Raw genomic sequence first — 16,520 nt, 5'->3', positions numbered from 1 at the left:
CTGTGAGTAACTACTCGTTAGACTTTTCCGGTGAAGAAGACTTTCGTCCTTTGGCCGCGAGAATGCGGCCTCAAACGCTAGATCAATACATTGGACAGCAGCATATTCTCGGCCACGGTAAGCCACTGAGGCGCGCTTTAGAGGCCGGTCATATTCACTCGATGATCCTGTGGGGGCCTCCCGGCACCGGAAAAACTACTCTTGCAGAAGTGGCGGCCAGCTACGCCAATGCCGAAGTGGAGCGTGTTTCTGCGGTGACATCGGGTGTCAAAGAAATCCGCGCGGCGATTGAAAAAGCTCGTGAAAACAAATTGGCCGGCCGCCGAACTATTTTGTTTGTTGATGAGGTGCATCGTTTCAATAAGTCTCAACAAGATGCGTTTTTGCCCCATATCGAAGATGGAACGGTGACTTTTATTGGCGCCACCACGGAAAATCCATCATTTGAACTTAACAATGCACTCTTATCGCGCGCTCGGGTATACAAGTTAACCTCACTAGCAAAGCAAGATATTCGTTTGGCACTGGACCAAGCGATAGCAGACAAAGATCGTGGGCTTGGCCTTGTGACCGTCGCCTTCATCGACAATGTATTGGATCGCCTAGCCGAGTTGGTCAATGGCGATGCGCGAATGTCACTCAACTACCTTGAGCTTCTTTATGATATGGCCCAAGAAGATGAGCAGGGCATTAAACAAGTGACGTTGCAGTTACTGGCTGAAGTCGCTGGTGAGAAGGTGTCACGCTTTGATAACAAGGGTGATATTTGGTACGACCTGATTTCTGCTGTACACAAATCGATTCGTGGTTCAAACCCAGATGCGGCACTGTATTGGTCAGCGAGAATGATTGCCGCAGGGTGTGACCCGCTCTATATAGCCAGACGTTTACTGGCGATCGCTTCAGAAGATATTGGCAATGCGGACCCTCGAGCCATGCAAATTGCGCTTTCAGCCTGGGATTGTTTTACTCGTGTTGGGCCGGCAGAAGGTGAGCGAGCCATTGCTCAGGCGATTGTCTACCTCGCTTGTGCGCCAAAGAGTAATGCGGTGTATACCGCTTGGAAACAAGCTTTGGCCGATGCGCATAATTTATCAGAGTATGAAGTTCCGCCTCATTTACGTAATGCGCCAACTCATTTGATGAAAGATCTCGGTTACGGCGCTGAATATCGCTATGCCCATGATGAGCCCGGTGCCTACGCCGCTGGTGAACGTTATCTACCACCTGAAATGGCGGATAAACGTTACTACCAACCGACAAACCGAGGTTTAGAAACTAAAATTGGCGAAAAGTTAGATTACTTGGCTAGTTTAGACGCAAAAAGCCCACAAAAGCGCTATGAATAAGCGTCTATTTTAGATACATTTATCCAATTATCCCTTCATACTTGAAGCCGCAGCTTTGTTAACTGCACAAATTCACCCTAATCACATAGAACTCCTATGCTCATAGGGCTGAATTGGTTTGTTGCCGCGCGGCAACTCCAATTATTTTGGGAAACATTTTTTAGCGTTTGAGCATGATGTTTGGGCGCGATTTCACAACTAAAAAAGCATAGGATTAACAATGCTGGATTCTAAATTACTTCGTACAGAGCTGGATGAAACAGCTGCAAAACTCGCACGTCGTGGCTTTAAGCTCGATGTAGAAACAATCCGTACACTTGAAGAGCAACGTAAGTCGATTCAAGTCGAAGTTGAAAATTTACAATCCACGCGTAACTCCATCTCCAAGCAAATCGGCCAGAAAATGGCAGCAGGCGATAAAGAAGGCGCAGAAGAGATCAAGAAGCAAATCGGTACTCTTGGTAGCGATTTAGACGCGAAAAAGGTAGAACTTGACGCGGTAATGGCGCAACTTGATGAGATCACTCTGTCTGTTCCTAACCTGCCTGCTGACGATGTGCCAGACGGTAAAGATGAAAACGACAATGTAGAAATCTCTCGTTGGGGTGAGCCAAAAACTTACGACTTCGAGCTTAAAGATCACGTTGACCTAGGCGAAATGGGTGGCGGTCTTGATTTCGCAAGTGCAACTAAGATCACTGGTGCACGTTTTATCGTAATGAAGGGCCAATTTGCTCGTCTACACCGTGCCATTGCTCAGTTCATGCTAGATCTTCATACCGAAGAGCACGGCTACACTGAAATGTACGTGCCATACCTTGTGAACTCTGACAGCCTATTTGGTACTGGCCAGTTGCCTAAATTTGGTAAAGACCTATTCCACACTGAGCCGCTTGAAGAGAAAGTGAACGACGAAGAGCCGCGTAAACTGTCGCTTATCCCAACAGCAGAAGTACCAGTGACCAACATGGTCCGTGACACCATTTCTGATGAAGCAGATCTGCCACTTAAGATGACAGCGCATACACCATGTTTCCGCTCTGAGGCGGGTTCTTATGGTCGCGATACTCGCGGTCTCATTCGTATGCACCAATTTGATAAAGTTGAGCTAGTACAAATCACTAAGCCAGAAGATTCAATGGATGCGCTCGAAGAGCTAACTGGCCACGCTGAGAAAGTGCTTAAGTTGTTAGAACTGCCTTATCGTAAAGTTGTACTGTGTACAGGTGACATGGGCTTTGGTTCTCGTAAAACCTACGATCTTGAAGTGTGGGTTCCAGCTCAAGAGACTTACCGCGAAATCTCATCATGTTCAAACATGTGGGACTTCCAAGCTCGTCGTATGCAAGCGCGTTTTCGTCGTAAAGGTGAGAAGAAGCCTGAGCTTGTTCATACACTCAATGGTTCTGGTCTTGCCGTTGGTCGTACTATGGTTGCAATTCTCGAAAATAATCAACAAGCCGATGGTCGCATCGAAATCCCAACAGTGCTTCAGAAGTACATGGGTGGCGTGACGCACATCGGTTAAGTTAAGGTTGAAACAATGCAAAGCGGCTCAGTGAGCCGCTTTTTTTGTACCTTAATTTTGTAGTAAGAAATATAAACAATTGATTTTTATAATTTAAATTTTAACGTCAACAATAGTTTACTCAAACGACAATAGGCAACTGGTTGCTTATTGTCGTTTAGCGATTATGTTTGTAGTGAAACCACAACACTGAAAGGGAACATCAATGAACAACATAATACGCAATGTCACTCTGGCTTACTCTTGTCTCATTTCTTCGCTGGCGTACGCGCAAACAGAATTACCTGTGATTGCAGAAGAAATACCGTTGGCGTTATCTTCTCATCAATCAGAATCGACGGTCATGGAAATACAACATCATGGTGCAGAGTTCATAAAAATTCACTTCAAGAATTTGATATTACCTCGGGGCAGTTTGATTCGATTAATGTCCAGTGATGGCTCGGAAACGGTTGAATATACCGAAAGTCAACAAGAGTGGTTTGCGCAATCACTATTTGGTGATTCGGTGAAGATTGAATTAGTGCCTAATGCCGAAGGACAACTGGGGCAGTATGATATTGATTATTTTATGGCAGGTAATGAAAAGGCGATAGCTTTCGAGCCGAGCAGTACTATGCTATCGACGTGTGGAGTGAATGAACGCAAAGACGTTGCTTGTTGGCAAGATACGCATCCGGAGCAAGTGGCATGGTCTAATCCTGTAGCACGGCTGCTGATCAATGGCCGTAGCCTTTGTACGGCTTGGCGGGTTGGGCCAGATAATAAACTCTTTACCAATAACCATTGTGTTGGCAGTGAGTCTGAGCTTAGAAACACCGAGGTATGGTTTAACTATCAACGTAATACATGTGGTGGAGCATTGTCGACAACGGTAAAAGTGATGGGTAACGAGCTATTTAGTACCGATTATACCTTGGACTATACCTTGTTCTCTGTTGATGATTTTAGCAAGATTGAATCATTTGGTTACTTAGGCTTAGATGCGTCTGAACCAGTATATGGCAACGGTATCTATATTCCTCAGCATGGTGCCGGAAACCCCAAAGAGCTTGCAATAGAAAGTGATCAAAATGGCTCGGGTTTATGCCAAGTCGATATTGCTTCTACCAACGGGCGTGGTGCGGGGACAGATACTGGCTACTTCTGCGACACGATCGGTGGTTCATCCGGCTCTCCAGTGTTGAACTCTTCAGACAATAAAGCGATTGCACTTCATCACTTTGGTGGTTGTGAAAACCAAGGGGTCAAGATCAGCAAAATTTGGCCTAAGGTCGCGACATTCTTTAATAATACCTTACCTGAAGGCTCTGTTGGTCAATCGGTGCCTAGCGTTGAAGAGCTTATTCCAGGCACACCCATTTCATCAATAGCCTTGTCGAAAGGGGAACAACGTATGTTGGTCGTTAAGGCCAAAAATAGAACCTCGCCACTGACTATTAGTATCAGTTCAGGTACAGGAGACGCCGATTTGTATGTGCGTTCAGGTAGCGAACCTACCACTGGTGCTTACGACTGTAGACCGTATCGATCTGGCAATAATGAAACGTGTTCTGTTTCATCGTCTGATGAAGATCTCTATATCATGCTAAAAGCATTCAACAGTTTTTCTGGTGTTGTATTACGCGCAACTGAAAACTAGTGTTTCGGAGCTAGGGAGAGAGTGTTGGCTCTCTAGCTCAATTGTTTTTAAGTTTATGATTTTTAATAATATTTATCTTTATTGTTGATTCAGTGACAAACCTAGCTTACACCTTAAGAGAAAGCGAACAGTTCTCGTTACTAGTATAATTACCCTAACTTTAAAGGGCTTTAAAAATCCATGGAGAGGATAATGAAATACACAAAAACGTTGTTGGCAATGGCTTTAATGTCGGCATATTGCAATGCCTATGCTGAAGATAAAGTATGGATCTCGATTGGCGCAGATGCTGCAGATACCGTCATGCACTCGGGGGCTCAATCACTGTTGCCACATTCACTCGCAAGCAGTGGAAAGGTTTGGGTTGGTGAAGTGGCCACCGAAGAGTTAGCCGAGTTATCGCACAATATGCATGAAGAGCATAACCGTTGCGGTGGTTACATGGTGCATGCGTCCGCGCAAAGTGCGATGGCTGCAAGCGCGATGCCGCAAACCTTGGCGAATTTTGTTGTGCCTACACCATCACAGCAAACCACCGTCAATGCTTGGTTACCCCAGATAAGTGCCAGTCAAATAACCAATACCATTAGTTCGTTAACCAGCTTCAATAACCGTTTCTATACCACCACATCAGGTGCGCAAGCGTCCGATTGGATTGCTAGTGAATGGCGTGCGTTGACCTCGCAGCTCTCTGGTGTCAATGTCGAGCAAGTCACTCATTCAGGATACAATCAAAAATCGGTGGTGTTAACTATCCAAGGTAGCGAAACTCCCGATGAATGGATCGTGGTCGGTGGGCATTTAGATTCAACCGTAGGCGCCCGTACCAACGAGCAATCTATCGCCCCAGGAGCCGATGATGATGCGTCGGGTATCGCCAGTGTCAGTGAAATCATTCGTGTACTCAGTGAGAACAACTTCCAACCGAAGCGTTCAGTCGCCTTTATGGCGTATGCGGCGGAAGAAGTGGGGCTAAGAGGGTCTCAGGATATTGCCAATGCATATAAGGCTCAGGGAAAGAACGTCGTTTCTGTACTGCAATTGGATATGACGAACTATCAAGGGTCTCAACAAGATATTGTTTTTATCACTGACTACACCGATAGTAATTTGACCCAATTTCTTGCCAACTTGATTGATGAATATATCCCTAGTCTAACCTATGGCTACGATCGTTGTGGTTATGCATGTTCAGATCATGCTTCTTGGACGAATGTCGGTTATTCTGCCGCAATGCCGTTTGAGTCGAAGTTTAATGATTACAATCCCAAGATTCACACCGCACAAGACACGCTAGCCAACTCAGATCCAACAGGAGCGCATGCAGAAAAGTTCGCTAAACTGGGTTTATCGTATATTGTCGAAATGGCTAATGCCGACTCAAAACCGCAACCCGATGACACTGTGCTAATCGATGGCGTAGAAAAAACTAACCTGAGCGGCTCGCGCTCAAGTCAAAAGCGCTACACCTTTGAGCTAAAGGGGCAGCAGAGTCTAAACATTCAAACCACAGGGGGCACGGGTGATGTTGATTTATACGTTAACTATGACTCTGAGGTATCGACTTCGAATTGGGATTGTCGCCCTTATCGTAGTGGCAACCAAGAAACGTGTACGTTTACCCAAGCTCAACCGGGTACGTACCATGTGATGTTAGACGGTTACAGAGCTTACAGCGGCGTATCACTCAAGGCATCCACTCAATAAGCACCAATCACAGAGGCGAGTAATTCGCCTCTGTGGCTTGCTGATTATTTGTTTTGATACGCCTTAATAAGTACCGATGTATCCATTCGTCCCAATCCTTGTGCTTGCAGTGATTGATACATTGCATCGACTTGTTGAGTCATAGTCAAATCTAGATTGTTTTTCTCGGCTTCATTGAGACATATCCCTAAGTCTTTACGCATCCAATCAATCGCAAAGCCAAAATCAAACTCGCCACGTGACATAGTCACGGCGCGGTTTTCCATCTGCCAAGAACCAGCAGCACCATGTTTAAGCACGTTAACAACCTGCTCTACATCAAGATTTGCTGATTGAGCAAGTTGAAGTGCTTCGCTCAAACCCTGTAAGATCCCGGCAATGCAGATTTGATTGACCATTTTGCAGCGTTGACCTTGGCCATTAGCACCAAGCAGCACCGCTTGTTTGCCATAAGCATCGAAGAGTGAAGAGAGGGCTGCAAATACGCTAGGTTCGCCACCGCACATAATGGTTAGCGCACCATTTTCGGCGCCCGCTTGACCGCCAGAGACAGGAGCATCGACAAAATGAACCCCTTTCTCTGCACAAGCTTGCGCGATCTCTTGCGCCAGTTCGGCAGAGGTGGTGGTATGATCAACAAGGATTGAACCTGCTTTCATCCCCGCAAGAACGCCCTCTTGGCCGAAAACAACGCTACGAACATCGTCGTCATTGCCAACGCAGATAGCAACCGCATCGCACTCCTTTGCTGCCGCATGTGGGGTGTTTGCAGACTTACCACCGAATTCATTTGTCCATTGAATTGCTTTGGACTCAGTGCGGTTATAAACGCGAGTATCAAATCCCGCTTTCGCTAAGTGGCCCGCCATTGGGTACCCCATGACACCTAAACCAATAAAAGCGACATTGTTAATTTCCATCATTGCTCTCCCTAAATAATGATTGCCAATCCTCTGATCAACAACCTTTTACGTCAAGTGTAAAAAAACCGGCCTGAGCCGGTTTGTATATCATTGTCTGTTAAATTGTCATCTCGCCGCGCAGCACTTGCTGCATTTTGACTTTGACTTGCTCGTAGCTTAGACCTTGACTCAATAGGTAGTGAAGTTTCGCCAGTGCCGCTTCTGGCGTCATATCATAGCCACTGATCACTCCGGCTTCAGCCAACGCACAACCTGTCGCGTAGCCACCCATATTGACTTTTCCTGCGAGACATTGAGTTAAGTTAACCACGATAACACCGCGCTGTGAGGCATCTTTAAGGTGCGCTAGCAGTTCTGGGTTTTGCGGTGCATTACCGACACCAAAGGTGAGTAAAATCATGGCGTTAACCGGTTGAAGTAGAGTGTTACGAATCACTTCATGGGAAATGCCTGGATACATGGTGATCACACCGATTGGCTGTGGCGTGATGTCATGCACGGTAAAGTCACCATCGGGTTTTGCATCCACTTTAATATCATTGCTGATTTGAATGTTAATCCCGGCTTCCAGCAACGGCGGCAAGTTTGGAGAAGTGAAAGCATTAAAACCATCGGCGTGCGATTTGGTGCTGCGGTTACCGCGCATTAGCTTATTATTGAAAAACAGAGTGACTTCATTGATTGGGTAATTCGCGGCGATATGCAAAGCATTAAGTAAGTTGGCTTGGCCATCAGAGCGCAGTTCCGCAAGGGGAATTTGCGAGCCAGTGACAATAACTGGTTTCGCGAGGTTCTCTAACATAAATGATAAAGCAGAGGCGGTGTACGCCATGGTGTCGGTACCATGCAAAATTACAAAGCCATCGTATTTATCGTAGTTATGACGAATATCATCAGCGATTTGCTGCCAATCTGCCGGAGTCATGTCAGATGAATCAATCAGCGGTTCGTACTCGTGAATAGTGAACTCTGGCATTTCAGGGCGATGAAACTCAGGCATGCTTGCGAGTTGTTTTTCCATGAAGCCTGCTACTGGCACATAGCCGTGGTCATGGGATTTTTGCATGCCAATGGTACCGCCAGTGTAAGCGATATAAATATGTTTTCTAGCCATTGCTTGAAACCGGTTATTTTGTAGGGGAACAGAGCGACGAATTATAACGTAATCGAGGCCAATAAAAAGGGGGATTTCGCACAGGAATCCCCCTTAATTATTGACTGCTCAGCAGTGCAGTGATGTTTGTCGACTAGTGTTATTGAATCTGACAGTTAAGGCAGAATGCGTAGTGACCTTTAGGGTCATTGAAGCTTTGTAGCATATCGGCATCTTGTAACACTTGAGTGGCGATCGGCTGTAGCGCTGCTGGTAGATAGCTATTTACATCAAAACCAAATTTAACCTGAACTTGATTGATGAAGTCTTGGATAAACTGCTGTGCGGGTGACAGAGGCTCTTCAACCCAGTACAGGTTGTATTGTTCAACATCGGCAAGTTGAGCGGCTAACGCAACCGCATCATCAAAATCACCGATTTTATCGATTAAGCCTAATTTAAGCGCATCTTGGCCAGTCCATACACGACCTTGCGCGATATCGTCTACTTGTTGCAGCGGGATGCCTCGTGATTGACTCACTAAGCCAATAAAGCGGCTGTAACCATGCTCGATGCCCATTTGGAAAGCCTCGGCTGCCCCTGCAGATAATCCGGTGGTAATACCGACATCTGAGAATGGAGAGGTGCCGATACCATCAGTATAGATACCGAGTTTGTTTAAGCCTTTTTCAAAGGTAGTGATAACACTGAAGATACCAATCGAGCCAGTCAATGTTGTTGGTTGAGCGACAATGCTGTCTGCACTCATGGAAATCCAGTAACCGCCCGATGCAGCGAGACTAGACATTGACACCACAACCGGTTTTCCGGCCTCTTTTAATGCATCGACTTCGTTACGTATTACCTCTGAAGCAAAAGCGCTCCCGCCCGGGCTATCAACGCGCAATACCACGGCTTTGACTTTGTCATCCGTACGAGCTTGGCGTAGCAGTGCCGCGACAGTATCTCCACCAACCGTACCACGTGGTTGAGAGCCATCCATGATTGCGCCACTTGCCACCACCACTGCAATATCATCGTTGGCGAGGTTAAAATCAGGCGTCATTGTGGTGAGGTATTGGTAGTAATCGACATGGTTATAGCTGTCTTCCCCATTGCTACCGAACACTTCCATTAGCGCTTTACGAACTTGTTGGCGAGTGGCCAGGGTATCGACCAATCCTACGTTCAGCGACAGAGCAGCTAAATCTCCGTTGTTTTGCTTGAGTAAGGCTAAAAATTTGTCCATGTCAGGAGTTAAGGCGTCAGGGGCAAGTTGACGGTTAGAAGCGACATCATCAATGTAGGAACCCCACAGTTGACCTAACCAATTAGAAGCGGACTCTTTGGCCGCTTCTGACATGTTATCGCGCACAAAAGGTTCAATTGCCGACTTGTAGGTGCCAACTCGGAAAACGTGAGTGTTAACGTCGAGGTTCTCTAACAAAGTTTTGTAATACATCGAATAGGCGCTGTAACCTTTAAGCATGACCGCACCATCGGGTGCCAGGTAGATCTTATCAGCGTAACTGGCCAAATAATATTGGCTCTGATTATACATATCCCCAACCGCGTAAATCGGTTTGCCAGAGGCTTTGAACTCGTTCAGTGCTTTAGCAATGTAGCGCAGTTTGGTTAAATTCGTTTCTGGCATGTCGCTCAATGCTAATACGATGCCGCTGACCTTATTGTCATCTTTGGCGTGGCGAATCGTATCGACTATCTCGAACAGCACATTCTCTCTAGGTAGGTCTTGACCAAACAAAGAGCCAGTTACAGAGTCCATTGGGTTAACATAACTTGATTGTTCAACAATTGGCCCTGAAATATTGAGAATCAACGCTGATTTAGTCGGTACGGTAGGAACCGGCGTTTCAGCGCTAGTGTAAAGGAAATAGATAGCGCCGATACTGGCTAGGAAAACCAGATTGACGAGAGCAATACGTACAAAGGAGAGTAGTTTCCACACCCCTTTAAAAAGCATGCCAATAAACTTAAAAATATTTTTCATTATGTCTCCGCTGCGTATTGCGCAGTTTAAGGCTTATTCGCTGTAAGACCTTATAAAATCAGATAAGTTACATCCTACTCAAACTCGTATAGCCAAACAACTGTTAGATTGATCGGTGTTACAAAAATGTAAACGACTGTTTGATTTTTAATTACGATGATTTTATTGTGGTCAGACCACAATAAGAAAAGAGTTAAGTGATGTCTGCCATGTACCCAAATCTACTTAAGCCATTAGACCTTGGATTTACTCAACTACGTAATCGAGTGCTGATGGGCTCAATGCACACTGGTCTCGAAGAGCACAAAGAGGGGCTAGGTAAGCTGGCTGCTTTCTATGCAGAGCGCGCGAAAGGCGGCGTTGGCCTTATTGTTACTGGTGGTTTTTCACCTAATTTACGTGGGCGACTGCATCCGTTCAGCGCTGAGTTCAGTAAACCAAAGCATGCTAAGGCACATAAGGTAGTCACTCAAGCTGTGCACGAGCACGGTGGCAAAATCGCATTGCAATTACTGCATGCTGGTCGTTATGCGATGCACCCTTTCGCGCAAAGTGCTTCCGCGATTAAAGCGCCGATTGCCCGTTTTGCGCCAAGCGAAATGAGCAGTCGTCAAATTAGGAGTACGATTGACGCTTTTGCTAACAGCGCTTCGCTCGCTCAGTTGGCCGGTTACGATGGCGTCGAAGTCATGGGCTCAGAAGGCTACTTGCTCAACCAGTTTATCTGTAAACGCACCAACATGCGTTACGACGATTGGGGCGGCAGCTATGAAAATCGCATCCGCTTTCCACTCGAAGTGGTCAAAGCCATTCGTCAGGCGGCTGGCGATGACTTTATCATCATCTTCCGCCTCTCTATGCTAGATTTAGTCGAAGAGGGCAGTACATTTGATGAAGTCGTTACACTGGCAAAAGAGTTAGAAAAAGCAGGTGTTACCATCATTAATACCGGTATCGGTTGGCATGAAGCACGTATTCCTACTATTGCCACTCAAGTTCCGCGCGGTGCGTTTACTTGGGTAACAGAAAAAGTGCGACCCCATGTTAACGTGCCGATTGTGACCTGCAATCGAATCAATACGCCAGAAGAGGCTGAAAACATTCTGGCCAGCGGTCATGCCGACATGGTATCGATGGCGCGTCCGTTCCTCGCTGATCCACATTTTGTCATTAAAGCTGAACAGAACCAATCGCCACTGATCAACACCTGTATTGGTTGTAACCAAGCGTGTCTTGATAATGTCTTCAAAGGCAAACGCGCAGGGTGTTTAGTCAATCCGTTGGCTTGTCGAGAGACGGAACTTGTCGTCACCGAGGCCGCGACCAAGAAAAATATTGCCGTTGTAGGCGCAGGTCCTGCGGGGCTAGCCTGCGCGACCACGTTAGCCGAGCGTGGCCATCAGGTCGATTTGTTTGAGCGCAATGACCGTATCGGAGGCCAATTCCGTTTGGCAATGCAAATTCCAGGTAAAGAAGAATTCAGAGAAACGATTCGCTATTTTGCCAATCGTATTGACCAAACCGGAGTTAAATTGCACCTTGAAACCGAAGCGGATTATGACCTACTGGCAGAGTATGATGAAGTGGTGATGGCGTCTGGGGTTGAGCCGCGTAAAGTCAATATTCAAGGTTTAGATACCCCGGATAAAGTGGTTGATTATCAAACGCTGATCAAAGAGAAAACCTTTGTCGGTAACAAGGTTGCGATTGTTGGCGCTGGTGGAATTGGTGTTGATGTCGCGACAATGTTGACTGAGCCAGTCGGGCATAATTTGGACGATTGGCTGCACGACTGGGGAATCGACAAAGAGATAGCTTACCCAGGAGGACTTTACCCTTACCCAGATTCAGTCAGCGAAAAAACCGTCTGGGTGCTGCAGCGTCGTAAAGGGCGTGTCGGTAAAGGGCCAGGCAAAACCACAGGCTGGATCCACAAGCGTACGTTGGAAAAACGCGGCGTCAACCTGTTGGGTGGCGTGAGCTATGACCAGATAGACGAGCAGGGACTGCATATTACTATTGATGATAAGCCACAACTGCTTGATGCCGATAAAGTGGTTATTTGTGCAGGGCAAGAATCTGTGCGCCCATTTGAAAGCCAATGGCCCCTGCTGGGTGATAAGTTACACGTGATTGGCGGTGCCGATTATGCGGGTGAATTAGACGCGGTGCGCGCGATCAAGCAAGGCGTTGAACTCGCAGTTAAACTGTAATTGCAAATCAATGACAAAGGCTTCCGAGCGGAAGCCTTTGTTTTTTTGGAGACGTTACAAAATGACGGTTTTATTGCCGTAGACAAAGACATGGTCATTAAGCACTTTATTGAGTGCTTTACTTAGGACATTTTTTTCGACGTCACGGCCTGCTTGGGCCATATCTTGAGCGCTAAAGTTATGATCGACCGGAATGACGTCTTGTTTGATGATCGGGCCTTCATCAAGATCATTGGTCACGAAGTGCGCGGTTGCACCAATGATCTTTACGCCACGCTCATACGCTTGTTGATAAGGTTTCGCCCCGATAAACGCAGGTAAAAAGCTGTGGTGAATGTTGATGATTTTATGATGATACTTTTCAACAAAAGAGGGGGTTAGGACACGCATATACTTGGCCAAGACTAAGTAATTCGGTTGATACTGTTCAACCACTGCCAGCAGTTTCTTCTCGTGCTCTTCACGATTTAAGCCTTGATGCGAAACATGATGGTAAGGAATGTCGAAGCGCTCAGTGAGGCTCTGTAATTTGTCGTAGTTGCCGACGACTGCCGCGATTTCTACATCAAGGCTCCCATCATAATTCTTCATTAAAATATCACCTAAGCAGTGTGCTTCTTTGGTGACGAGAATAACGATGCGTTTACGGTCTGAACCAATCAGTTGACGCTTAGTTCCTTGTGGCAGTGCTTGATCAAGATCGGCCAGAAAGGTGGTATCGTTAAAATAGCCTTCAAGCTCAGTGCGCATGAAAAAGTGCCCACTGGTATTATCGACAAATTCGTTGTTGTGTACGATATTGAGTTGGTGTTTGTAACAGATATTGGTGATCTTAGCGATAAGACCGGGCGCGTCTGTACAGTGCGTCAGTAGTGTTTTCTTTTCCATTTGGTCAGAACTTCCGTGAATTATTTTTTTCGACTTGTGAATTTTTACAGGGGACTCGAACGGTGAGCTCTCCCTCATTATTGAAGCTACAATTAAACTAATATCGAAAAGGTTTCAACAAATAATCTAAGTTAACCGTTTGGCTTAGTGTTTTGTTTGAATTTTTTGCTCTGTTTAGCGTGTTTCTAGGTGGTATTTATGGATAAAGAGCTATTAGCCCGTAAGCTTTATTCTGAGCGTGTCAGTGCTCTAACTGGCGGAAAAGAATTAGACGAAGAAATTCTCGATCAAATGTGGGAAAACAAAACATCCCCAAGTGAGGCGGCACGCGCAATGACAGAAGTAGAGCCAGGTGGCTTTTCTGGGCCTGCGTGGCTAAGTCGTTACCTTAATAAACGTTAACCTTGTCACATTGCTCGGGCGCGAAAATCTCATTCGCGCCCTGGTATGAAAGCTGCCATAATTACCCACCTCTTGTTCAACCTCATACTGTTTCATGATTTCAAAGACCTTCTCGGCGCAGGGAGCGCTAGGTAAAGCGATTCCGGGCTTTCAACCGCGTCAGGCGCAAGTCGATATGGCCGAATCGGTTGCCAAGGCGATTAAAGAGCAGACCCAAGTGGTGGTCGAAGCTGGAACAGGTACTGGCAAAACCTTTGCTTATGTGGTTCCTGCATTGCTGAGTGGCAAGAAAGTCATTATCAGTACAGGTTCGAAAAATCTCCAAGAGCAACTTTTCCATCGTGACTTGCCGTTAATGATCGACGCATTAGGCTTTTATGGCCAAGTGGCGTTATTAAAAGGGCGTGCGAACTACTTGTGTCTTGATCGTTTAAGTCGCCAGATGGTCGAAAGTCACAATCAAACTTCTGATCCAACATTGCTTAGCCAATTGGTCAAAGTTCGCAGTTGGGTCTCAGAAACCAAAAGTGGCGATTTGGGTGATTGCGATGCGATTGCTGAAGATAGCCCAATTATTCCCACCATTACCTCAACTAACGATAATTGCTTAGGTAAAGAGTGCCCAAGTTACCAAGATTGCTTTGTGCTTAAAGCGCGCAAACGGGCGTTAGACGCCGACGTGGTTGTGGTCAATCACCACCTGTTTTTGGCCGATTTGGCGATCAAGGAAACGGGGTTTGGTGAACTGATCCCTGAAGCAGAAGTGTTTATCTTTGATGAAGCCCATCAGTTACCTGATATTGCCAGCCATTACTTTGGTCAATCCTTGTCGAGTCGTCAAATTCAAGATCTGAGTAAAGATATCGAAATTGCGTATCGTACTGAGGCTAAGGATATGCGTCAGTTACAGAAGGCGGGTGAAAAACTGTTGCAAACCGCCATGGACTTAAGAATTGTATTGGGTGAACCGGGTTTTCGTGGTAACTGGCGTGAAGCACTGGCTTCACCCTCGATCGGCCGCGAGTTAAGGCGGTTGGAAGAGACGCTAGAGTTTGTCATCGAAGTGCTTAAATTAGCGCTCGGCCGCAGCCAATTACTCGATAGTGCCTTTGAACGTGCTAATACAATTAAGGCACGTCTTGACCGAGTTTGTGACGTATCGATTACCGGTTACTCATATTGGTATGACACCACCCCTCGGCATTTCAGTTTACACATTACGCCGCTCAGTGTGGCCGATAAGTTTCATGAACAGATCGAGATGAAACAAGGCGCGTGGATTTTTACTTCAGCGACATTGGCGGTTAATAATGATTTTGGCCATTTTACTTCCCGGTTAGGTTTGAAACCTCAAGCGCAGATGTCATTACCAAGCCCATTTGATTACCAAAGTCAGGCGCGCTTGTGTGTTCCTCGCTATCTACCTGAGCCCAATAGTCCTGGAATGGCTGAAAAGTTAGTGACGATGTTGAGCCCGGTGATTGAACAAAACCAAGGACGATGTTTTTTCTTATGTACCTCTCACAGTATGATGAAAGAGCTGGGAGAACGCTTTAGGCAAACCTTGACTGTGCCGGTGCTGATGCAAGGCGAAACCAGTAAACAGAAAACCCTTGCTGAGTTTATGGAGCTTGGTAATGCGTTATTGGTCGCCACAGGTGCATTTTGGGAGGGGATCGATGTTAGAGGTGATGCCCTTAGCTGTGTTATCATCGACAAATTGCCGTTTACCGCCCCCGACGATCCTTTGCTTAAAGCACGTATCGAAGATTGCCAATTAAAAGGCGGTGACCCTTTTGCTCAAGTTCAGATCCCCGATGCGGTGATCACTTTAAAGCAAGGGGTTGGACGACTGATACGCGACAAAAAAGATAAAGGCGCGCTGATTATTTGCGATAATCGCTTAGTCACTCGCGACTACGGTGGAGTATTTATTGCGAGCCTGCCGCCGATACCACGCACAAGAGATTTGGCTGTGGTACAAGACTTTCTTGAACATCAATCACACATCAATAATTAGAGATATCAATGAGTGTAAAGATCCTTGCTCTAGATACAGCAACTGAAAACTGTTCGGTTGCTCTTTTAGTCGACGACAAAGTATATGTGCGCAGTGAAATTGCACCGCGCGATCATACAAAGAAAATCCTACCTATGGTCGATGAGGTGCTGAAAGAAGCCGGTTTGACCTTGACTGATCTCGATGCATTGGCATTTGGACGTGGGCCTGGCAGCTTTACTGGAGTACGGATTGGCATTGGTATTGCACAAGGTTTATCATTTGGCGCTGATTTACCCATGATAGGTATTTCAACGTTAGCAGCTATGGCACAAGGCGCTTACCGTAAACATGGCGCAGAGCAGGTTGCAACAGCGATTGATGCGCGCATGAGTGAAGTGTATTGGGCACGCTATCTTCGTCAAGAAGATGGCACTTGGTTGGCAGTGGATGAAGAGGCTGTGCTCCCGCCTCAGTTAGTGGCACAAAATAGTCACTCTGATGAGCATCAATGGTATAGCGCAGGAACAGGTTGGCAGGCATACTCAGAGGTACTTGGCCAAGTCAAGTTTGCCACTCAACAGAGCGAGGTGCTGTTTCCTGATGCGGAAGATATTGTTCAACTGGCAAAGTTTGAGCTAGCGAAAGGCAATACCATCGATGCAGAGCAGGCGAGCCCAGTTTATCTTCGTGATACTGTTGCATGGAAGAAGTTGCCTGGCAGAGAGTAACTGAGTCATACGACTCTTAAGATAAGCGGATAGT

At 46.3% G+C, this 16,520-nt stretch carries 12 protein-coding genes; 8 read left to right on the top strand and 4 right to left on the bottom strand.

Translation table 11 applies throughout. The features are described 5' to 3' along the window. Positions 1-2: 2 nt before the first annotated feature. From BS19_RS01525 to BS19_RS01510, 4 genes are all read left to right on the top strand, one after another. Positions 3-1,349, top strand: a complete 1,347-nt coding sequence (locus BS19_RS01525) for a replication-associated recombination protein A (protein ID WP_038172912.1) — start codon at positions 3-5, stop codon at positions 1,347-1,349. A 220-nt stretch (positions 1,350-1,569) separates the two neighbouring features. Further along, on the top strand, positions 1,570-2,877 hold the full coding sequence (gene serS / locus BS19_RS01520; RefSeq protein WP_038172911.1) for a serine--tRNA ligase: 1,308 nt from the start codon (positions 1,570-1,572) through the stop codon (positions 2,875-2,877). A 205-nt stretch (positions 2,878-3,082) separates the two neighbouring features. Next, complete coding sequence (locus tag BS19_RS01515; RefSeq protein WP_038172910.1) at positions 3,083-4,519, top strand: serine protease; 1,437 nt, start codon at positions 3,083-3,085, stop codon at positions 4,517-4,519. Positions 4,520-4,738: 219 nt separating this feature from the next. Further along, positions 4,739-6,226: a M28 family metallopeptidase gene (locus BS19_RS01510; RefSeq protein WP_211252981.1), complete on the top strand. Its 1,488-nt coding sequence runs from the start codon at positions 4,739-4,741 to the stop codon at positions 6,224-6,226. Between the two features lie 44 nt (positions 6,227-6,270). On the opposite strand, the gene BS19_RS01505 is transcribed toward BS19_RS01510, so the two are convergent. From BS19_RS01505 to sppA, 3 genes are all read right to left on the bottom strand, one after another. Beyond that, a complete protein-coding gene (locus BS19_RS01505; protein WP_038172908.1) occupies positions 6,271-7,146 on the bottom strand; it encodes an NAD(P)-dependent oxidoreductase in 876 nt (291 codons plus the stop codon). Between the two features lie 100 nt (positions 7,147-7,246). Beyond that, positions 7,247-8,263 (bottom strand): asparaginase, encoded by a 1,017-nt coding sequence (ansA, locus tag BS19_RS01500; RefSeq protein ID WP_038172907.1) that lies wholly within the window; start codon positions 8,261-8,263, stop codon positions 7,247-7,249. A 139-nt stretch (positions 8,264-8,402) separates the two neighbouring features. After that, the gene (gene sppA / locus BS19_RS01495) at positions 8,403-10,253 is read right to left on the bottom strand and encodes a signal peptide peptidase SppA (RefSeq protein WP_038172906.1); all 1,851 of its coding nucleotides are present in this window, start codon (positions 10,251-10,253) and stop codon (positions 8,403-8,405) included. A 209-nt stretch (positions 10,254-10,462) separates the two neighbouring features. Here sppA and BS19_RS01490 point away from each other — a divergent pair, with 209 nt between their 5' ends. Continuing rightward, positions 10,463-12,466 carry an FAD-dependent oxidoreductase gene (locus tag BS19_RS01490; RefSeq protein ID WP_038173070.1) on the top strand — a complete coding sequence of 668 codons (2,004 nt, stop codon included), beginning with the start codon at positions 10,463-10,465 and terminating at the stop codon, positions 12,464-12,466. Positions 12,467-12,520: 54 nt separating this feature from the next. Here the strand turns inward: BS19_RS01490 and purU are convergent, their stop codons facing one another. Further along, a complete protein-coding gene (gene purU / locus BS19_RS01485; RefSeq protein WP_038172904.1) occupies positions 12,521-13,354 on the bottom strand; it encodes a formyltetrahydrofolate deformylase in 834 nt (277 codons plus the stop codon). 198 nt (positions 13,355-13,552) lie between these two features. Between purU and BS19_RS01480 the strand changes: the two genes are divergently transcribed. From BS19_RS01480 to tsaB, 3 genes are all read left to right on the top strand, one after another. After that, positions 13,553-13,756 (top strand): hypothetical protein, encoded by a 204-nt coding sequence (locus BS19_RS01480; RefSeq protein ID WP_038172902.1) that lies wholly within the window; start codon positions 13,553-13,555, stop codon positions 13,754-13,756. A 94-nt stretch (positions 13,757-13,850) separates the two neighbouring features. Next, positions 13,851-15,776: a DNA repair helicase YoaA gene (yoaA, locus tag BS19_RS01475; RefSeq protein ID WP_038172901.1), complete on the top strand. Its 1,926-nt coding sequence runs from the start codon at positions 13,851-13,853 to the stop codon at positions 15,774-15,776. Positions 15,777-15,784: 8 nt separating this feature from the next. Further along, positions 15,785-16,486: a tRNA (adenosine(37)-N6)-threonylcarbamoyltransferase complex dimerization subunit type 1 TsaB gene (tsaB, locus tag BS19_RS01470; protein WP_038172900.1), complete on the top strand. Its 702-nt coding sequence runs from the start codon at positions 15,785-15,787 to the stop codon at positions 16,484-16,486. Positions 16,487-16,520: the final 34 nt, after the last annotated feature.

The sequence above is a fragment of the Vibrio pacinii DSM 19139 genome, from assembly GCF_000711795.1.
Classification (GTDB): Bacteria; Pseudomonadota; Gammaproteobacteria; order Enterobacterales; family Vibrionaceae; genus Vibrio; species Vibrio pacinii.
This window is presented reverse-complemented; position numbering and strand designations above follow the sequence as displayed.